10 protein-coding genes are annotated in these 18,088 nt (G+C 34.2%); 6 read left to right on the forward strand and 4 right to left on the reverse strand.

Annotated elements, in window-relative coordinates:
• Nucleotides 1-268 precede the first annotated feature (268 nt).
• Together B0A66_RS09050 and B0A66_RS09055 are read left to right on the forward strand one after the other, a co-directional pair.
• Nucleotides 269-799, forward strand: coding sequence for an inorganic diphosphatase (locus tag B0A66_RS09050; RefSeq protein ID WP_089049522.1), 531 nt, complete (start codon nucleotides 269-271; stop codon nucleotides 797-799).
• 114 nt (nucleotides 800-913) lie between these two features.
• The gene (locus B0A66_RS09055) at nucleotides 914-3,367 is read left to right on the forward strand and encodes a sodium-translocating pyrophosphatase (protein ID WP_089049523.1); all 2,454 of its coding nucleotides are present in this window, start codon (nucleotides 914-916) and stop codon (nucleotides 3,365-3,367) included.
• 72 nt (nucleotides 3,368-3,439) lie between these two features.
• Here the strand turns inward: B0A66_RS09055 and B0A66_RS09060 are convergent, their stop codons facing one another.
• Both B0A66_RS09060 and B0A66_RS09065 read right to left on the reverse strand, forming a co-directional pair.
• A complete protein-coding gene (locus tag B0A66_RS09060) occupies nucleotides 3,440-4,054 on the reverse strand; it encodes a deoxynucleoside kinase (protein WP_089049524.1) in 615 nt (204 codons plus the stop codon).
• Nucleotides 4,054-4,866, reverse strand: coding sequence for a hypothetical protein (locus B0A66_RS09065; protein ID WP_089049525.1), 813 nt, complete (start codon nucleotides 4,864-4,866; stop codon nucleotides 4,054-4,056). The genes B0A66_RS09060 and B0A66_RS09065 overlap by 1 nt, the downstream gene beginning before the upstream one ends.
• A 234-nt stretch (nucleotides 4,867-5,100) precedes the next feature.
• Between B0A66_RS09065 and B0A66_RS09070 the strand changes: the two genes are divergently transcribed.
• The 3 genes from B0A66_RS09070 to B0A66_RS09080 all read left to right on the forward strand — a co-directional run bounded on the left by B0A66_RS09070 (nucleotide 5,101) and on the right by B0A66_RS09080 (nucleotide 11,052).
• Entirely contained in the window at nucleotides 5,101-6,006 is a 906-nt protein-coding gene (locus B0A66_RS09070) for a GLPGLI family protein (protein ID WP_089049526.1), read from the forward strand.
• Nucleotides 6,007-6,045: 39 nt separating this feature from the next.
• Complete coding sequence (locus tag B0A66_RS09075; RefSeq protein WP_089049527.1) at nucleotides 6,046-8,733, forward strand: TonB-dependent receptor; 2,688 nt, start codon at nucleotides 6,046-6,048, stop codon at nucleotides 8,731-8,733.
• Nucleotides 8,734-8,823: 90 nt separating this feature from the next.
• On the forward strand, nucleotides 8,824-11,052 hold the full coding sequence (locus tag B0A66_RS09080; RefSeq protein WP_089049528.1) for a hypothetical protein: 2,229 nt from the start codon (nucleotides 8,824-8,826) through the stop codon (nucleotides 11,050-11,052).
• 62 nt (nucleotides 11,053-11,114) lie between these two features.
• Here the strand turns inward: B0A66_RS09080 and B0A66_RS09085 are convergent, their stop codons facing one another.
• Nucleotides 11,115-12,878, reverse strand: coding sequence for a DUF4153 domain-containing protein (locus B0A66_RS09085; RefSeq protein ID WP_089049529.1), 1,764 nt, complete (start codon nucleotides 12,876-12,878; stop codon nucleotides 11,115-11,117).
• Nucleotides 12,879-13,039: 161 nt separating this feature from the next.
• Entirely contained in the window at nucleotides 13,040-14,290 is a 1,251-nt protein-coding gene (gene metK / locus B0A66_RS09090) for a methionine adenosyltransferase (protein WP_089049530.1), read from the reverse strand.
• Nucleotides 14,291-14,822: 532 nt separating this feature from the next.
• Between metK and B0A66_RS09095 the strand changes: the two genes are divergently transcribed.
• On the forward strand, nucleotides 14,823-17,669 hold the full coding sequence (locus tag B0A66_RS09095) for a TonB-dependent receptor plug domain-containing protein (protein WP_089049531.1): 2,847 nt from the start codon (nucleotides 14,823-14,825) through the stop codon (nucleotides 17,667-17,669).
• The last annotated feature ends 419 nt before the right edge of the window (nucleotides 17,670-18,088 follow it).

Raw genomic sequence — 18,088 nt, forward strand, 5'->3', positions numbered from 1 at the left:
TCAAAATGGATCGTTCCTATGGAGCTTTGGTTGCAATAAATTTGTTAACGGGTAATTTGAAATTGACTAGTGCTACATAACGCAGTTTAAATCATTTTTTGTCCCATTTTTTAGTTGCACGTATTAATGAAAGAGGCGAAAGCAAAAAATTACGTACTAATCGCTTGTTTCTTAAAACTTAATGAAGATATTACACTGTTTTTTATTGTAAAAGACGATTCTTTAGTTACTTTTGCAGTCGAAAATATAGAAATTATAAAAAACAAAAATGACCGCAGACAAACTAACAACTTTCGATGTATTAATCGAAATACCAAGAGGAAGCAGAAATAAATACGAGTACGATTTCGAAATCAAAAGAATGCGTTTTGACAGAATGTTATTTTCTTCAATGATGTATCCTGCAGATTACGGATTTATTCCTGAAACTTTAGCTCTTGATGGTGATCCTTTAGACGTTTTGGTTTTAGTAAATGAGCCAACTTTCCCTGGATGTGTTATGGAAGTAAAACCAATTGGTGTTTTCCATATGGCAGATGACAAAGGACCAGATGAAAAAATTATTTGTGTACCTGTTTCTGATCCAATCTGGAATTCTTTAACAGACCTTTCAGACATGAATCCTCACTTGGTAAAAGAAATCGAACATTTCTTCCAGGTTTATAAAGATCTTGAAAACAAAAAAGTTGATGTAGAAGGATGGGGAGATGTAAACGAAGCTTTTGCAATTATTGCTGAGTGCACGAAGCGTTTTGATGATATCGAAAACAAACCAGCAGGATTATTTAGTATTAAATAATTTTTTGCCTTCATAATTTATAAAAAAGCAATATTCCAACAGGAGTATTGCTTTTTTTTGTTTAAATTCGTAAGACTTAGTTTATTGATTATTAACCAAAACCACTATAATATTATGAATGCATTTATGATTTACTTGCCAATTATTATGGCAATTGTTGGATTACTTTTCATGGGAATAAAAAGGACTTGGGTTTTAAAACAAGATGCAGGTGACGGCAAGATGAAAGAGATTTCAGATCACATCTACGAAGGGGCAATTGCCTTCTTAAAAGCCGAATACCGATTACTAACCTTCTTTGTAATTGGTGCAAGTTTAGTCTTAGCCGGAATTTCTTTTATAGTTCCTACCACACATATATTAATCGTAATTGCTTTTGTTTTTGGTGCCTTCTTTTCTGCTTTGGCGGGAAATATGGGAATGAAAATTGCCACCAAAACAAATGTTAGAACCACTCAGGCTGCCCGCACCAGTTTACCGCAGGCATTAAAGGTTTCTTTTGGAGGCGGAACCGTAATGGGACTTGGAGTTGCAGGTTTAGCTGTTTTGGGATTGACAGGATTCTTTATTATTTTCTTTCACTTTTTTATGAATGGTGTTTGGGAAGGCGCAATTATAGATGGTGTTTCAAGAACTCCGTCAGAATTGATGACTATTGTTCTGGAGACCTTGGCAGGATTTTCTTTAGGAGCAGAATCAATCGCTTTGTTTGCCAGAGTTGGTGGCGGAATTTATACTAAAGCTGCTGATGTTGGAGCCGATTTAGTTGGTAAGGTTGAAGCAGGAATTCCTGAAGATGATCCTCGTAATCCGGCCACAATTGCAGATAACGTAGGAGATAATGTCGGTGACGTTGCAGGAATGGGAGCCGATTTGTTTGGTTCGTATGTAGCAACCGTTTTAGCTGCTATGGTTTTAGGAAACTATGTAATTAAAGACATGGGCGGAAACATTCAGGATGCTTTTGGCGGTATAGGTCCGATTTTATTACCAATGGCCATTGCAGGTTTCGGAATTTTGTTTTCAATTATTGGAACAATGCTTGTGAAAATTTCAGATGATAATGCCAAAGAAGCACAAGTACAAAAAGCACTAAATATAGGAAACTGGGTTTCGATTGTTTTAACGGCAATTGCCTGTTTCTTTTTAGTACAATATATGTTGCCGGAAACAATGCAAATGAGTTTTTTTGGTGAAGGAGCAAAAGCCATTTCATCAATGCGTGTTTTCTATGCTACAATCGTTGGTTTAATTGTGGGTGGTGCTATTTCATCAGTTACAGAATATTATACAGGATTAGGTACAAAACCCGTTATGGCAATTGTACAAAAATCATCTACAGGAGCAGGGACAAATGTAATAGCAGGTTTAGCAACCGGAATGATTTCTACTTTTCCAACTGTACTTTTATTTGCAGCTGCAATATGGATCTCGTATGCTTTAGCAGGATTTTATGGCGTTGCCTTAGCAGCATCTGCAATGATGGCAACAACAGCAATGCAATTGGCAATTGATGCTTTTGGACCTATCTCAGATAATGCAGGAGGAATTGCAGAAATGAGCGAATTACCAAAAGAAGTTCGTACCAGAACCGATATTCTGGATTCAGTAGGAAATACAACCGCAGCAACCGGAAAAGGATTTGCAATTGCTTCAGCAGCTTTAACGTCATTAGCTTTATTTGCGGCCTATGTAACTTTTACAGGAATAGACGGAATCAATATTTTTAAAGCACCTGTTTTAGCCATGTTATTTGTTGGTGGAATGATTCCGGTAGTATTTTCCGCTTTAGCGATGAATTCAGTAGGAAAAGCGGCGATGGATATGGTTTATGAGGTACGCCGTCAGTTTAAGGAAATTCCCGGTATTATGGAAGGAACCGGAAAACCGGAATATGGAAAATGTGTAGAAATTTCAACCAAAGCAGCGTTGCGTGAAATGATGTTGCCTGGAATTCTAACAATTGGTTTCCCTATTGCGATTGTTTTGTTAGGAAAACTGGTTTATGCAGACAACAATCAATTAATAGCTGAAATGCTTGGAGGTTATATGGCAGGAGTTACTGTTTCAGGAGTGCTTTGGGCTGTTTTTCAAAACAATGCCGGAGGTGCTTGGGATAATGCTAAAAAATCTTTTGAAGCTGGAGTTTTAATTAATGGAGAGATGACCTATAAAGGTTCAGATGCGCATAAAGCCGCTGTAACCGGAGATACCGTTGGAGATCCGTTTAAAGATACATCAGGACCATCTATGAATATTCTAATCAAATTAACATGTTTAATAGGGTTAGTCATCGCGCCTATTTTGGGTGATGGACATTCTTCTACCATAATAGCGAAAAAAAGTGCTTGTTGTGTAAAAATGAATGCACATGCTGACGGTCTTCATGAAAAAACAGATTGCTTTGATACCAGCAAATACGATAAAAAGCGTGTTGAGGTTAATTTAACAACCACTAACGGTGTAACAGTCGGAACCGTAACCAAAACAGAAAATGGAAAAACAACCACAGAAGTTTTTGAAGGAACGGAAGAAGATGTAAAAGCAAAAATTGAATCAACAAAGTGATAAGCACTTGATAACGACAAACAAAAATGCCTCTAGAAATAGAGGCATTTTTTATTTCGAATAAATTGATGTCTAGAATAAACCGTTAAGTTCAGCATCAATTCTATTAATGATGTTACCTAAATCTTCCGGATTGTCAACAAAGTTTATATTGTCAACATCAATGATTAAAAGTTTTCCTTTTGTATACGTTTGTATCCAGGCTTCGTATCTTTCGTTCAGACGGCTTAAATAATCAATAGAAATAGAGTTTTCGTATTCACGTCCGCGTTTATGAATTTGTCCCACTAAATTAGGAATAGAACTTCTTAAGTAAATTAATAAATCCGGAGCCTTTACCATTGTTTCCATTAGTTCAAACAAAGAAGTATAATTCTCAAAATCACGGCTGGTCATTAATCCCATCGAATACAAGTTGGGTGCAAAAATATGCGCATCCTCATAAATGGTTCTGTCCTGAACAATCTTTTTACCACTTTCACGAATTTGCAATACCTGACGAAAACGACTGTTTAAGAAATAAATCTGTAAGTTAAATGACCAACGCTCCATTTGGTGGTAAAAGTCATCTAAATAAGGATTATCAACTACATCTTCAAAATGAGGCTCCCATTTAAAATGTTTCGCTAATAATTTGGTCAGCGTAGTTTTTCCAGCGCCTATATTTCCTGCTATTGCTATGTGCATTACGGTGTTACGATTTTATAAATTGAAATTTCTCTAGATGTAAAAATAGATAAAATTTGGTCTTTGTAACAGAATTTATCAAAGGTTTTTTCTAAAATTTCAATTTCAGAAATTACGTTCAAATTTGGCTCCTTCATAACGTTGTAATACAGTAAATTATTTTTGCTGAAAATATATTGCTGCTGATTTATAATTTCAATAGCATCAAAATCCGGCATTTTTCCCAATGAAGTTGTTTTTCCAAAAATATCGCAAGAGAAGCGGTTGTTGTTTTTATCAATCCAAAAAAAGGTATTAAAATCAGTTTGATAATATTGTATGTTTTCTGTTAAAGGAGTAGAAACCGTTTTATATTCATTTTTCAAATAATCAAAAAGTCCTATTTGCTGGTTCAGCGCATTGTAAACCCAAAGCTGATTCTGAGTAGACATTCCAATGGCAGAAACAACAATTGGAATAGTATTTTGGGAAAAATTAATCTCCGTAATCTTATTAAGCTGGTTGTCCAGTAAAACAACACTATTGAAATCTTCATAAAACAAAACGATTTTAAGAGGATTTAGAATATCTACTTTTGTAATGTTCCCCAATGAAACATTTTTGTATTCAAAAGTTTCTTTTCCCTTGATTTTACTAAAAACATTGTTTTTTATTTGATAATAATAGCCAAAAGAATCATATCCCAAAAAGTTATCAGCATTGATTTTAAGATGCGAAATAGGGGTTGGAGTTATTTTTGTTTGCGCAAAAGCCGCTGATAAAGAGCAAGATATAAAAAATGAAAATAAAATTTTTCGCAGCGTTTTGCTCATGAGATCAGGATTTATAAAAAAGCCAAATTACAAAAAAAAGGGCGTTAGAATACGCTAAAACAGATCTTTGTTGCGTTTTGATATAGCAATTTTAGCTAATCTCAACAGTCTTTTAAATAAGCACTTTAGTCTATCGCTATACAGTATTCATATATTTAATTTTTAGGATCATAAAATTAATAATACATTTGAATGTAAGTTTTATCGGATTTACTACATTCTAAAAATAAACCAATGAAAAAGATAGCATATTATTTATTCTTCCTGCTCGTTTTTAGTCAGATGCAGGCACAAAAAGATTTTCAGGGAATGGCTGTTTATGAGTCGAAAACGCAAGCTCCCAAAATTGATGGAATACGAAGTGGAAACAGAGATATTACGCCTGAGATGCAAAAAACCATAGAGGAACGTATGAAACAAATGCTGGAAAAAACGTTTGTTCTTAATTTTGATAAATCAGCTTCTATCTACAAAGAAGAAGAAAAACTCGAAGCGCCCGGTCAGCAAGGCGGTGGTATGCGAATGATGATGAACTCTATGATGGGCGGTGGCGGAACTTTTTATAAAGATGTAAAAAGTAAATCGTATACCGTAGATAAGGAATTTATGGGAAAAGAGTTTTTAGTTACTGATTCTTTACCTCAATTAAAATGGAAATTAGAAGCTGAAACCAAATTGATTGGCGGCTACACCTGCTACAAAGCAACTGCAGTAAAAGAAGCCAGTAAAACAGATTTTAGAAATTTCAGACCTAAAAATCCAGATGATAAAAAGGCAGCAAAGAAAGCCGACGAAACGAAAAAAACATCGGCTGAAACCAAAACCAATTTCGAAGATAATTTTGAGATGCCAAAAGAAATAGCCATTACAGCTTGGTATACGCCGGATATTCCAGTAAGTCAGGGACCTGAAAATTATTGGGGATTACCTGGATTGATTTTAGAAATCAATGATGGAAAAACAGTTATTTTATGCTCTAAAGTTGTGTTGAATGCAAAAGACAAAGTAACCATAAAACCATCTACAAAAGGCAAAGTTGTTTCTCAAAAGGATTATGACGAAACGGTTATCAAAAAAATGGAAGAGTTTAGAGAAATGAATCGCGGTCGCGCCGGAGGACCGCCCATGATGGGAAGATAATTCTATACGCAATATTTACTTATTATAAATGCCTTCAAAATGAACAAATTACTTTGGTTCCTTGCTTTTTTATTGACTTCTGTTTCCTATTCTCAAAGCATTCGTTTTGATGGATTTATTCAGGATGAACAAAAGAATGCTTTAGAAATGGCCAATATTATGGCAATCAATAATGCTACTAAAGCAATGGATTCATACGGAATTACAAATGATAAAGGTAAGTTTCAGCTCACCTTAAAACCCAATGCTTCTTATGCAATTAAGGTGAGTTATCTGGGAATGAAATCTAAAGAAATTACACTTACTACCAAAACAGAAAATATTAATCAGAACATCGTCATGGACGATGCCGGAATAGAACTCGAAGGTGTCGAAATTGTTCGTGAAATGCCCGTTTCTATAAAAGGCGATACGATTGTTTATAATGCCGATTCCTTTAAATCAGGAACAGAAAGAAAACTCGAAGATGTACTAAAAAAATTACCGGGAGTTGAGGTTAATGCTGATGGAGAAATTGAAGTAGAGGGCAAAAAAGTGAGTAAATTGATGGTAGAAGGAAAGGATTTCTTTGATGGAGATACCAAATTGGGTGTCAAAAATATTCCTGCTGATGCCATTGATAAAATTCAGGTTTTACGAAATTACAATGAGATTGGAGCTTTAAAAGGATTAGAAAACGATCAGGACAATCTTGCTATGAATATTAAACTGAAAGAAGGGAAAAAGAACTTTTGGTTTGGTGATATGACAGCAGGAACAGGAGTAGGAGAGCTGGACAGCAGATACATCATTAACCCGAAACTGTTTTATTACAGTCCAAAATACAGCATAAATTTAATTACAAATTTTAATAACATAGGCGAATTACCGCTCACAGCTCAGGACTATTTTAAATTCACTGGTGGATTTAGAAATATGATGAAAAAGGGAGGAAGCAATTTTAATGTTTCATCGAATGATTTAGGAATTTCGATTTTAAGAAATAATCGTGCTAAGGAAATCGAAACGAAATTTGGAGCCACAAACTTTGCTTACTCTGTAAACAAAAAATGGAACATTAGCGGTTTCGGAATTCTTTCTTCTTCAAAAACTAATCTCGAGACCAACTCACAAACGACGATTTTAGATTCTGGAGATCAGCAAAAAAGAGACGAGGTAACACATCAAAAAAATAATTTGGGGCTTTTTAAACTAAGTTCGAGCTACAAGCCCAATACAAAATTGCAGTTCGATTATGATGTTTTGACCAAATTATCAAAGCAGGATGAAGATACTGATTTGTTGCGGGAATCCGTAGTCAATAATTTTTCGGTTACAGAAAACATTTTAACAACCAAAAAGCAAAATCCAACGTCTATCAATCAAAATTTGAGTTTGTATTACACACAAAGTGATAAAAACATTTTTGCGTTCGAAATGCAGCATTTGTATCAGGATGAAAACCCGTTTTACAATGCCAATTTAAGATCACAGCCTTTTGATATGACAGGTTACATATCAGGGCAGAACAGAAATGATCTGAATCAGGATCGATTTGTAAAAACCAATAAGATAGATGCTAAATTAGATTATTACTATATGGTTACGCCAAAAAGTAATATCAACATTACGTTGGGAAATACTTACTCACACCAAAATTTTGATTCGAACATTTTTCAGATCTTAGATAATGGAGATAAAAATGATTTGAATGGGAATGAGAATAAGAACAATGTAAACTATAATTTTAATGATACCTTTTTAGGTCTTCATTATAAAATATTGACAGGAAAGTTTACACTGACACCAGGAGTTAGCCTGCATTCGTATCAAATGGAAAACACGCAATTGGGAACAGGTTTTGCTCAAAACTTCATGAAATTCCTGCCCGATTTTTTTGCATTGTATCAAATAAAAAAAGCAGAAACGCTAACTTATAATTTTTCATTGTCCAATGATTTTACAGATATTAATCAATTGGCTTCGGGATATGTATTGTCAGATTACAGCAGTTTGTTTAGAGGAAATCGTTTTTTAGAAAATGCGACTTCACAAGTTCATACGCTGCGTTATTTCAAATATAATATGTTCAATTTTGAAAATATTTTTGCAAATGCAACCTATACCAAAAAGACGGATGCAATAAAAACACAGGCAGATTTTACAGGAATTAATCAATCATCGACACCATACAATTCTAATTTGGCTGATGAAACCTTTACAGGAATTGGAAATTATGGAAGATCGTTTTTGAGAAATTATAAAGCCTCTGTAAATGCAGTTTTGAACTGGTCAAAATTCAACAACATTCAGAATAACGTTTTGGCAACAACAGAAAGTTTTAGTCAAAGTTATACCGTAAAAGCTTCAACAAACTATAAAAACTTACCGAATATCGAGTTTGGATATAACGCTTTAATAAACAAATACAGCGGTTCGACATTCTACACAGACAAGCCTTTTGCGAGATTAGATTATTATTTTCTGAATAGTTTTTCGTTTGTTTCTGAATATGAGTTTTACCATTATTACAACGGAAGCAAATCGGTGAATAACGAATATGATTTTTTAAGCGCCAGTTTAATTTATCAAAAGAAAGACAGTAAATGGGAATATAAACTTGCTGCAACGAATTTGTTGAATACAAAATTCCTAAACGATGACAGTTTTTCGCAGTTTTCTACCCGCGTATCTCAATATGCAGTACAGCCGCGCTACATCATTTTTTCAATGAAATATAATTTATAAAGAAAATTCAGCTTTTAAAATTTTTAGCATCTTGTTTTCATTAAGAAACAAATATCTTTGTTATTGATATTAATAGCCAAAACTTATTTTATGTGCAATTTCAAATGGACTTTCCTATTGCTTTTTTGTGTCCTGACGACTTCTTTTTCTCAGACCAAAACGATAGAAAAGGGAACTTATATTTCGACTAACAAAAGTCAAAAAATCAAACTAAATTTATTAGAAGATAACAAATACGATTTGGTTTTTTATTCGGGAGAATACAAGATCAAAGGCGATTCACTATTGTTTTCTCAAAAAGATAAAAGTGAAAATGCTTTTAATGTAACCTTCAATAAAGGTAAAAAGGCAGATAAAATAAAAGTAAAGTTTGTAGATCCGTCTTATTATTCCTTTTATATCGGTACACAAAACGGGAATGGACCAATTAATTACACCAGACTTTCAGACATTAAAAGTAAGGTAGATCCGGAATGGAAAAGTTTAGATGTCGAATTTGATTTAGAAACACCTGCTGAATTCTTGTACTTAGTGTACGAGAAGTATCAGGAAGAAAGTCAGATTTCGAAATTTGCAATTCCAAAAGATGCTTCAGAAATAGTGATTAAATACGAGTTGGATGCTTTAGTTAATATGAATCTTGTTGGTGTTTTTGATAAAAAAAACAATGAGTTGAAAATATCTGAAAATGGTGCACAGAATCCCTTAGTTTTTATAAACGCAAAGGATGTAAAACCAGAAGAAACTCAGAATGCCAAATCGATTACAAATGAAAAAGTTTTAAACTGGTCTTATCCGGGGAAAGAACCATTAGTAAGTGATGACTTTGGGACAGATTTTGCAGTAGACAGCAATTCTACGTATCAGAATTCTAATTTCAACTTTAAATTTAAGATTGCAGATAATCTAAAAACAGCACTTTCAGACACTAAGGCTTCTAAAAGTAAGTTTTTAGTGGTTGGTGTTGATACTAAAAATCCTGCTGCTAAAACAGACTTTGCTGCTTTTATAAAAGGTTTAGAAGAACAGGTTAGTTATAGCATGTACAATGGTTATGATCCTCAGTACGATGTTTTCAATTATTACCTGGCAACAGCCAACGATAAAAAATGGCTAAAAACCAATGCTATTACAAATGATCCAAGTGTTATTGTTTTAAATGGTGACGGAGAAATTTTAGCAACTGCAAAATCGAATTTGTTAGACAAAAAATCAGAGTTTAGCTATTACGATAATTTTTATAAAAGCCTGCAGGTAACCAGCGCGTTTTATGGTTTTAAAAAAGTACAGACCAATAAAAAAGCTACAGATGCTGACTTAATCACCGCTTTTCATAATGTTGCCATAACTGAATTGCCATACGATTATAACTACAGTACAGATAGCACTTATGCTGACGAAGTGACGTATTTTAAAAACGTAAAAGTAAGTCTGGACAAAAAAGAAATTAATCAGCTTTGGAAAAAAGTAATTGAAGCACATCAAAAAGATACAAAACCAAATAGATTATTGGTAGAAACCATTCTGAAAGAAATTAAAAATCAAGGGTTTTACAAGCATTTTTTTAATGAAGACAAAGTACTAAACGATACCGATTTCCTGTCAATAGATTACTTACTAAAACATTACGATGCTATTCAGCAATGGAATGTTCAGAATGAGCAGGGAGAAAATGTTTTAGCGATAGGAAACTTAAGTGCAGAAATTGCAAATGCATTACAACAAAGCACTTACATTCCACAAGAAGGAGTTGAAGGAACTGCTAATCAGGACAAAACAAATGCAGTTTATAAAAAAATGATTGCTGCCGGAAAAGGAAATTATGATTGTTACAGAAATTATTTCGCGTTTTTAACTTCAGAAAGCGAACAAAAAGGAGATGATACACCTTTAATGAAAGAATTCAGTGCTTACTTTGACACGTACTTATCACCAGAGAAAGGAAATGTAATTCAGCGATTAGACGACATGTATGCTAATGTGGGAACAGATTACCAATATATGTATGGAGACTGGACTTCATTTAAAGATTACCATTCTAACTTAGCTAATTCTGTTGCCTGGGCAGTTACCCTAAAGCCGGAAAATGCCAGTTATATTAAAGCGGCTATTGCCTGGTCTGAGTACAGTTTACTGATTACCAAAAATAATTCATATTACTTAGATACTTTGGCTCAATTGTATTACAAAGACGGTCAAAAAAACAAAGCAATCGAAACACAGCAGCTAGCCGTTAAATTTATAAGTAGTGTTTTTGACGAACAAACAGCCACTGAAATTCGCGAAACCTTATCTAAAATGCAAAACGGAACGTATTAGATTTTAAATAAATTTCAATAAAAACAAACCCCGACAAAATTTTACGTTGTCGGGGTTTACTTTTATTCCTTGATCCCTACCATGATCTTGATTTGGTAGTTTTGTACAATCTTTTTATTGTTTTCAAATCTACCATTTAGACTAATGTAATCAAGGCTGATTCTATATTTAGGAGTTTCTACTTTCTGTATGATTTTTTCATCTGAATTTCCATGTACTTTAAAGTCAGGATTCTGATTTACAAAATCTCTAATATTTAGTATCACCATATCCTGATTGATTTTTAATTGGATAATTCCGTTTTTTCGATAAGCAGCAATAGAATAGTTTTTGTTTTCAATTTTTGTACAATTATCACATTGAAAATCTTCATTACTATTTACAACAAAAGCGATATCGTATCCGTGAATATTCTCCAGTTGATAATTTCCATAATAATAGTAATAGAAATTAGTATCATCACCTTGTTGATCGTAATACGATTTGTAATCATATCCTAAAGCACCCACTATGGCATAAACATCGGGTGCTTTATCTTTTTTAAGAAGCTTTTCTAATTTGGTTTTTGCGTACGGAACCATTACTTCAACGTCGTAATTATTTTTAAGAAACAAAACAATACTGCTTAAATCTTTTACCTCTTCAAAGGTTAGTTTTTGCTTTTCGCTTTTTTGTATGTAAGTTTCAAATCGGGACAATTGACTGTATTTTGAAACAGAATCAGCACTTTGCGGTCCACAAATAGAGAACAGTCCGGCAATACACAAACTAATAGGTATAAATTTTATTTTTGGCTGTTTTAGAATTAAAAAATAAGCAACCACGATCAATAGCCAGATAGATAATAATAAAACATAATAGCGCTCGTGCGTAAAGCCATAAAGAGAAATTCTGTAGAGAATAGCCCAATACAATAATCCTAATAGTGGAATAAGTAAAAAATAAAACCAGCGATTGTACGTTCGGATCCAAAGATTACCGTTTTCGTTTGCGATGGGATGAATTAATAAAAAAGATAAAATCCCGCTAATGGCAAAAACTAAGACAAGATAAGATACCCAGCCAACAGGTAATTCAGTAAAAATTACAATCTGAGCTTCGTAACAAAGTAAGATAACGAGATAAATACTAATTAAAGGAAGCAAAACAAATTGAGTAAAATTCTTAAGTCCCTTTGGGTAATTTAATACTAAAGGTTCTTCCGCATTATTGGTTTCCGGAACTCCGCTTAAAAAGAAAATGGTATTAAAGATTCCGGCGATGCTTACAAACACGTAACCGTAAATATTACGTGGCATTGTGTAAAGAAATAGTTCTTCGATGGCCAAAATCGCCAAAGCCAATCCACAATAAAGTACTCCGCTGTACAATCCTGCCGTTAATATTTTTAGAAACAATTGTTTATTAAATTCCCAAAATTCATCTTGATTGTAGGCTTTTGGTATAAAGCCGGCAAACGAAACGAGTAAATGCAAAGCAATATTAAGTGCTATAAACTCCATACCTTCAACAGGCGTAATATCTGTACTAAAGCTGGAAATAAAAGCAGTAATCAGGCATCCTAAAACAATACTTGCAGCATAACGATACAATTGACTTTTTTTAGCAGTTTCAAAATATAAGCTCACAGAAAGAAAGGACACCAGGCATAACGAGCACGTCATTATAGCTTTGATGCAAAATTCTTTGGGATCATCGTATTTTTTTTCAACAAGAAGAATAGCGAAAACAGTTCCTGTAATAGCGGTTAGCGTTTCTAACGGAAATCTCAGAATGGTTCTTTTTATGCCGTGAAGTATTTTTTGCAGAGAAGGAAGTTTGCTCATTTTTTAGGTAGGTTATTTTGAACTAAAGGAAAGAAAATACCGTCTAAAAAGCAAATAAAATACCCCGAAGTCTAAAGGTTTAGAAATCGGGGTATTTATAAGTAAGATTAAAAAATGTAGACTCGAAAGTCTGAGAAATTAATAATCGTATGAATTAAAAATTACAATCCAAATGCAGCTTTTACTTTGTCAACAAAATCAAGTTTTTCCCAAGTAAATAATTCTACAGTAACTGTTTTTTCATGTCCTCCCGGAGCAGAAAAAGTTTTAGTAACCACTTCTGGTTTACGTCCCATGTGTCCGTAAGCAGCAGTTTCACTATAGATAGGATTTCTTAATTTTAAACGTTGTTCGATGAAGTAAGGACGCATATCAAAAAGTTCTTGTACTTTTTTAGCGATTTCACCGTTCGTTAAATTTACTTTAGAAGTTCCGTAAGTTTCAATGAAGATTCCCATTGGCTCAGCAACTCCAATTGCATAAGAAACCTGTACTAAAATTTCGTCAGCAACACCAGCTGCAACTAAGTTTTTAGCGATATGACGTGTAGCATAAGCAGCACTTCTGTCTACTTTACTAGGATCTTTTCCAGAGAAAGCACCACCACCGTGAGCTCCTTTACCACCGTAAGTATCAACGATGATTTTTCTTCCTGTTAAACCAGTATCACCGTGAGGTCCTCCAATAACGAATTTTCCTGTTGGGTTAATATGGTAGTTGATTTTATCATTAAATAAATGAGCGTGCGTAGGGTTTTTAGCAATGATTCTTGGAATCAAGATATCGATGATGTCTTTTTTGATTTTAGCTAACATTGTAGCCTCTTCATCAAAATCATCGTGTTGTGTAGAGATAACAATCGCATCAATACGAGTTGGTTTGTTATCATCACTGTATTCTAAAGTTACTTGTGATTTAGCATCAGGACGTAAATACGTAATCTCTTTGTTTTCGCGTCTTAAGATCGCTAATTCCTGCAATAATTTATGAGATAAATCAAGTGCCAATGGCATGTAGTTTTCAGTTTCGTTAGTTGCGTAACCAAACATCATACCTTGGTCTCCTGCACCTTGCTCTTCTGGCTTAGCTCTGTCAACACCTTGGTTAATATCTGCTGATTGCTCATGAATTGCTGAAAGAATTCCACAAGAATTCGCTTCGAACATATATTCACTTTTAGTATATCCGATTTTACGGATTACTTCACGAGCGATTTGCTGAACATCAAGATAGGTATTAGATTTTACCTCACCGGCCAAAATTACCTGACCAGTTGTAACTAAAGTTTCGCATGCTACTTTTGAGTCAGCATCAAATGCCAAGAAGTTATCAATTAATGCATCCGAAATTTGATCTGCAACTTTGTCTGGATGCCCTTCACTAACAGATTCTGACGTAAATAAATAAGCCATAATAATTTTTTAGATTAAATTAAATGAGGAAAAATAATTGCTAAAAAAGGCTAAAGGAGAGTTTCTGCTTTAGCATTTTTTACTACTGAAATCAAATTTCTCAGTATTCATAATGAAGGTAGTCCATTATGAAGAGGTTGCAATCAGTTCAAATTTTTCCTCCGTATTCGCGTGCAAAGTTATAAAACCATTTTGATTTGCAAATCAAAGTTCTGTATTTTTTTATTTTAATGTGCAGAAATTTAACATAGCACAGTAATTTGATAGGGTAATAGAATTATTTTTAGTTTTTATTTGGCTGATTAAAAAATAGTTCGCACATTTGCCACTCCAGAAAAATAGAACAAAAATGAAATTAACAGTATGTATGATGTCTTGTAAGATGCCGGAGCTTTCCGCAGAGACGCTATTGTAGTTTTTTTTTCAAACATATATATAGAACCTCTGCTAACCGCAGAGGTTTTTTTTATTTCAAAAAACAACGAAACTGTAAAATTTTAGAAACAAAATAGTAACTAATCAAAATAAAATAATGAAAAAAAATGTATTTGTAGTTTTAGGTCTTGTGGCTTTTTCAGCAGCTTATGCACAGGAAAACGTTACGCAAAAAGATACTTTACAAACCAATGAATTATCAGAAGTGTCCATTATAGGGTCAAGAGGTAAAAATCGTGTAAAGACCGATGTACCTGTGCCAATTGATATTTTTAATATTGCCGATATTACAAAAGGGGCGCCTCAAACCAGCGTTAACCAGATTTTAAATTACGTAGCACCTTCCTTTACCAGTAACCCTACTTCAACAGCAGACGGAACAGACCACGTTGATCCGGCACAATTAAGAGGTTTAGGACCAGACCAGGTTTTAATTCTGGTAAACGGTAAACGAAGACACACAAGTTCGCTGGTAAACATTAACGGTTCACCGGGAAGAGGTTCAGTAGGAACAGATTTAAATGCTATTCCGTCTTTTGCCATTGAAAGAATTGAGGTTCTGCGAGATGGAGCAGCAGCACAATATGGTTCTGATGCTATTGCGGGTGTTATCAATATAGTACTAAAAAAGAACGCTAAGTATTTATCAGGAGATGTGCAGTACGGAGCCAACTTGTCTTCAGGTTCTAATAATTTTAGAGGAGGAGCAGATGGAGAAACGGTACAAGCTGACTTAAATTACGGAACATCATTAGGTAAAGAAGGCAGTTTTCTAAACCTTACTGGAAGCGTTGTTACCAGACAGGCAACCAGCAGAGCAGGAATCAGAAACAATGCTATTTTTAATGGTTATAACGCTGTAGAGTATAGAGCAGCACAAAACGGTGTAGATGTAAACTCACTATTTAGCAACATCAACGCAACGCCAAATTCAGGACAGATTATAAGCACTTTGCAGCAATATGCGCCACAGGTAAGTTATTTTACTCCGGCTCAGCAAACCGCTATTTCGTCTGCAACAACCATTGCACAATTGCAGACAGCGTTAAATTTTGATGCAACCAATAATGAAATCGGTTACAGAGGACAACAGAGAAGCGACTATAATATGAGTGTTGGACAGTCGCAATTGGCTTCAGGACAACTTTATTACAATGCACAATATCCAATCAATGACGTAACATCTGTGTACTCTTTTGGTGGATTCTCACATAGAAACGGAAAATCGTATGCTTTTAACCGACTTCCAAATGGAGCTGGAACTTTTACACAAGTTTCTGCTAACGGATTTTTGCCGGAAATCGAATCTGCTATCTTAGATGCTTCTGCAGCAGTTGGAGTAACTACTAAATTATTCGGATTTGATACTGATATTAGTTCAAACTTGGGTTCAAACTCATTTAAGTATGATGTAAACAATAGTATCAATGCTACTTTAGGAACCAATTCACCTTCTAGTTTTTATGCCGGTAAAGTTTCGTTTTTACAAAGTACGACCAATTTAGATTTAACTAAAAAGTTCGATGTGTTGTCTGGATTAAACGTAGCCTTTGGTGGAGAATTCAGATATGAAAATTATCAGATCAAATCGGGAGAAGAAGCTTCTTACGGATTATATGATACCAATGGCGATTTAGTTTCGGGAATCTTACCAAGCAATTCACCTTTAATTGTAACAGACTTTTTTGGAAACAAACGTGGAGCAGGAGCGCAGGGGTTCTCAGGATTTCAACCTTCTGATGCTAAAGAAAAAGACAGAAAAAGTGGTGCAGCTTATGTAGATTTAGAATTGAACGTAACAGAAAAATGGCTTTTGAACGGAGCAGCGCGTTTCGAGAACTTTTCAGATTTTGGAAGTAAAGTGATCTTCAAATTAGCGTCTCTTTTAAAACTGACAGATAATATTAACTGGAGAATTTCAGGACAAACAGGATTTAGAGCACCTTCATTACAACAAAAATATTTTGAAGCAAGTTCAACTCAATTTATAAGTGGTTCACCTTATCAGGTAGGTTATTTTACTAACGATTCTGAAGCTGCGAAAAGTATTGGAGTGGAAAACTTAAAGCCGGAAACATCAAAAAGTATTAGTACAGGATTTACATTCAAAATTCCAGATGCCAATCTTACGATCTCAACAGATGCTTACTTTACAAGAATAGACGACAGAGTAGTGTTAACGGGGCAATATACAAGACCAACAGATGCACAAATCTCGGCAGGAACATCGCAAACACAAATAGATGCGTTGACATTGTTCCAACAAGCCTTTGATTTAAAAGGAGTGGAAAGAGCTTCGTTCTGGACCAACGGAATCAACTCTGAAACAAAAGGTTTTGATGTTGTAGTTTCACATAAATATAATGTAATTCAGGATTTTACAATCAGAAATGATTTTGCACTAAGTTATAATACAACAAAAAGAGTAGGAGCATTAAATGTGCCGCAATCTATTATCGATGCAGGTGGCGATCCATATATTTATTCGTTCTTTCCGGAGTCAAGCAGAATTTATTTAGAAGAAGCAATTCCAAAATTAAAAGCCAATCTTACGACAACCTTCAATATCAAAAAGTTAGACATTTATTTAAGAAACAGCTATTTTGGTAAAGTAACAGATCCGGGAGCAACGGATGTTAATTTAGACGGATCATCTTCTGTTTACGAGCATCCGGAATACAGCGCAAAAATAGTTACAGACTTATCTTTAGGATATCAGATCAGCGAAAACTTCAGACTAACACTTGGGGTTAATAATATAGGAGACGTTTATCCGGACAGAAACAATCCTGCAACGCCTGCCTTTACGAATACAACACCAACATTGTCTCCGGCACCAAGCGTAGATTTGACAAACGCGAATCAGTTTGCCTATTCAAGAGCCGTTTCTCAATTTGGATTAAACGGAAGATTTGGTTTCGCACGTTTAAGTTTTAAATTCTAAGAAAGAAACACGAATTTCGCTAATTGTCACTAATTCATTTGTGAAATTAATATCACAAACAAAATTAACCACTAGGATTTGTGCAAATTGGTGAAATTCGTGTTTAAAACTTATTTATATATGTGTCAAGATTATAGGGTTTAAAAGAGTCTACAAGCTTTTTATAATCTTTTAAATGTTAAATATTAATTTTTGTTTTGGTAGTTAAATAAATACTTATTATATTTACTCTATCAAATTAGTCGAATTAAAATAAACTTAAAAAAATGAACGCAATAGCAAACAAAATGATGATATGTTGTATAATGCCAAAGTGCATCCCACATTTGCTATTGCCAAAAGTAGAAGAGTAGATCTTTGTTATAGAGTTAACAACTATTAAGCCCTTTTGGTAGCCATCCGAAAGGGCTTTTTTTATT

It is taken from the genome of Flavobacterium hercynium, assembly GCF_002217285.1.
Taxonomy (GTDB): Bacteria; Bacteroidota; Bacteroidia; order Flavobacteriales; family Flavobacteriaceae; genus Flavobacterium; species Flavobacterium hercynium.

What these genes read in the sequence shown, in the direction of transcription:
- B0A66_RS09070 (WP_089049526.1), top strand. Translation starts at nt 5,101, where the DNA reads ATGAAAAAGATAGCATATTATTTATTCTTCCTGCTCGTTTTTAGTCAG.
- B0A66_RS09095 (WP_089049531.1), top strand. Translation starts at nt 14,823, where the DNA reads ATGAAAAAAAATGTATTTGTAGTTTTAGGTCTTGTGGCTTTTTCAGCA.
- B0A66_RS09050 (WP_089049522.1), top strand. Translation starts at nt 269, where the DNA reads ATGACCGCAGACAAACTAACAACTTTCGATGTATTAATCGAAATACCA.
- B0A66_RS09075 (WP_089049527.1), top strand. Translation starts at nt 6,046, where the DNA reads ATGAACAAATTACTTTGGTTCCTTGCTTTTTTATTGACTTCTGTTTCC.
- metK (WP_089049530.1), bottom strand. Translation starts at nt 14,290, where the DNA reads ATGGCTTATTTATTTACGTCAGAATCTGTTAGTGAAGGGCATCCAGAC.
- B0A66_RS09080 (WP_089049528.1), top strand. Translation starts at nt 8,824, where the DNA reads ATGTGCAATTTCAAATGGACTTTCCTATTGCTTTTTTGTGTCCTGACG.
- B0A66_RS09055 (WP_089049523.1), top strand. Translation starts at nt 914, where the DNA reads ATGAATGCATTTATGATTTACTTGCCAATTATTATGGCAATTGTTGGA.
- B0A66_RS09065 (WP_089049525.1), bottom strand. Translation starts at nt 4,866, where the DNA reads ATGAGCAAAACGCTGCGAAAAATTTTATTTTCATTTTTTATATCTTGC.
- B0A66_RS09060 (WP_089049524.1), bottom strand. Translation starts at nt 4,054, where the DNA reads ATGCACATAGCAATAGCAGGAAATATAGGCGCTGGAAAAACTACGCTG.
- B0A66_RS09085 (WP_089049529.1), bottom strand. Translation starts at nt 12,878, where the DNA reads ATGAGCAAACTTCCTTCTCTGCAAAAAATACTTCACGGCATAAAAAGA.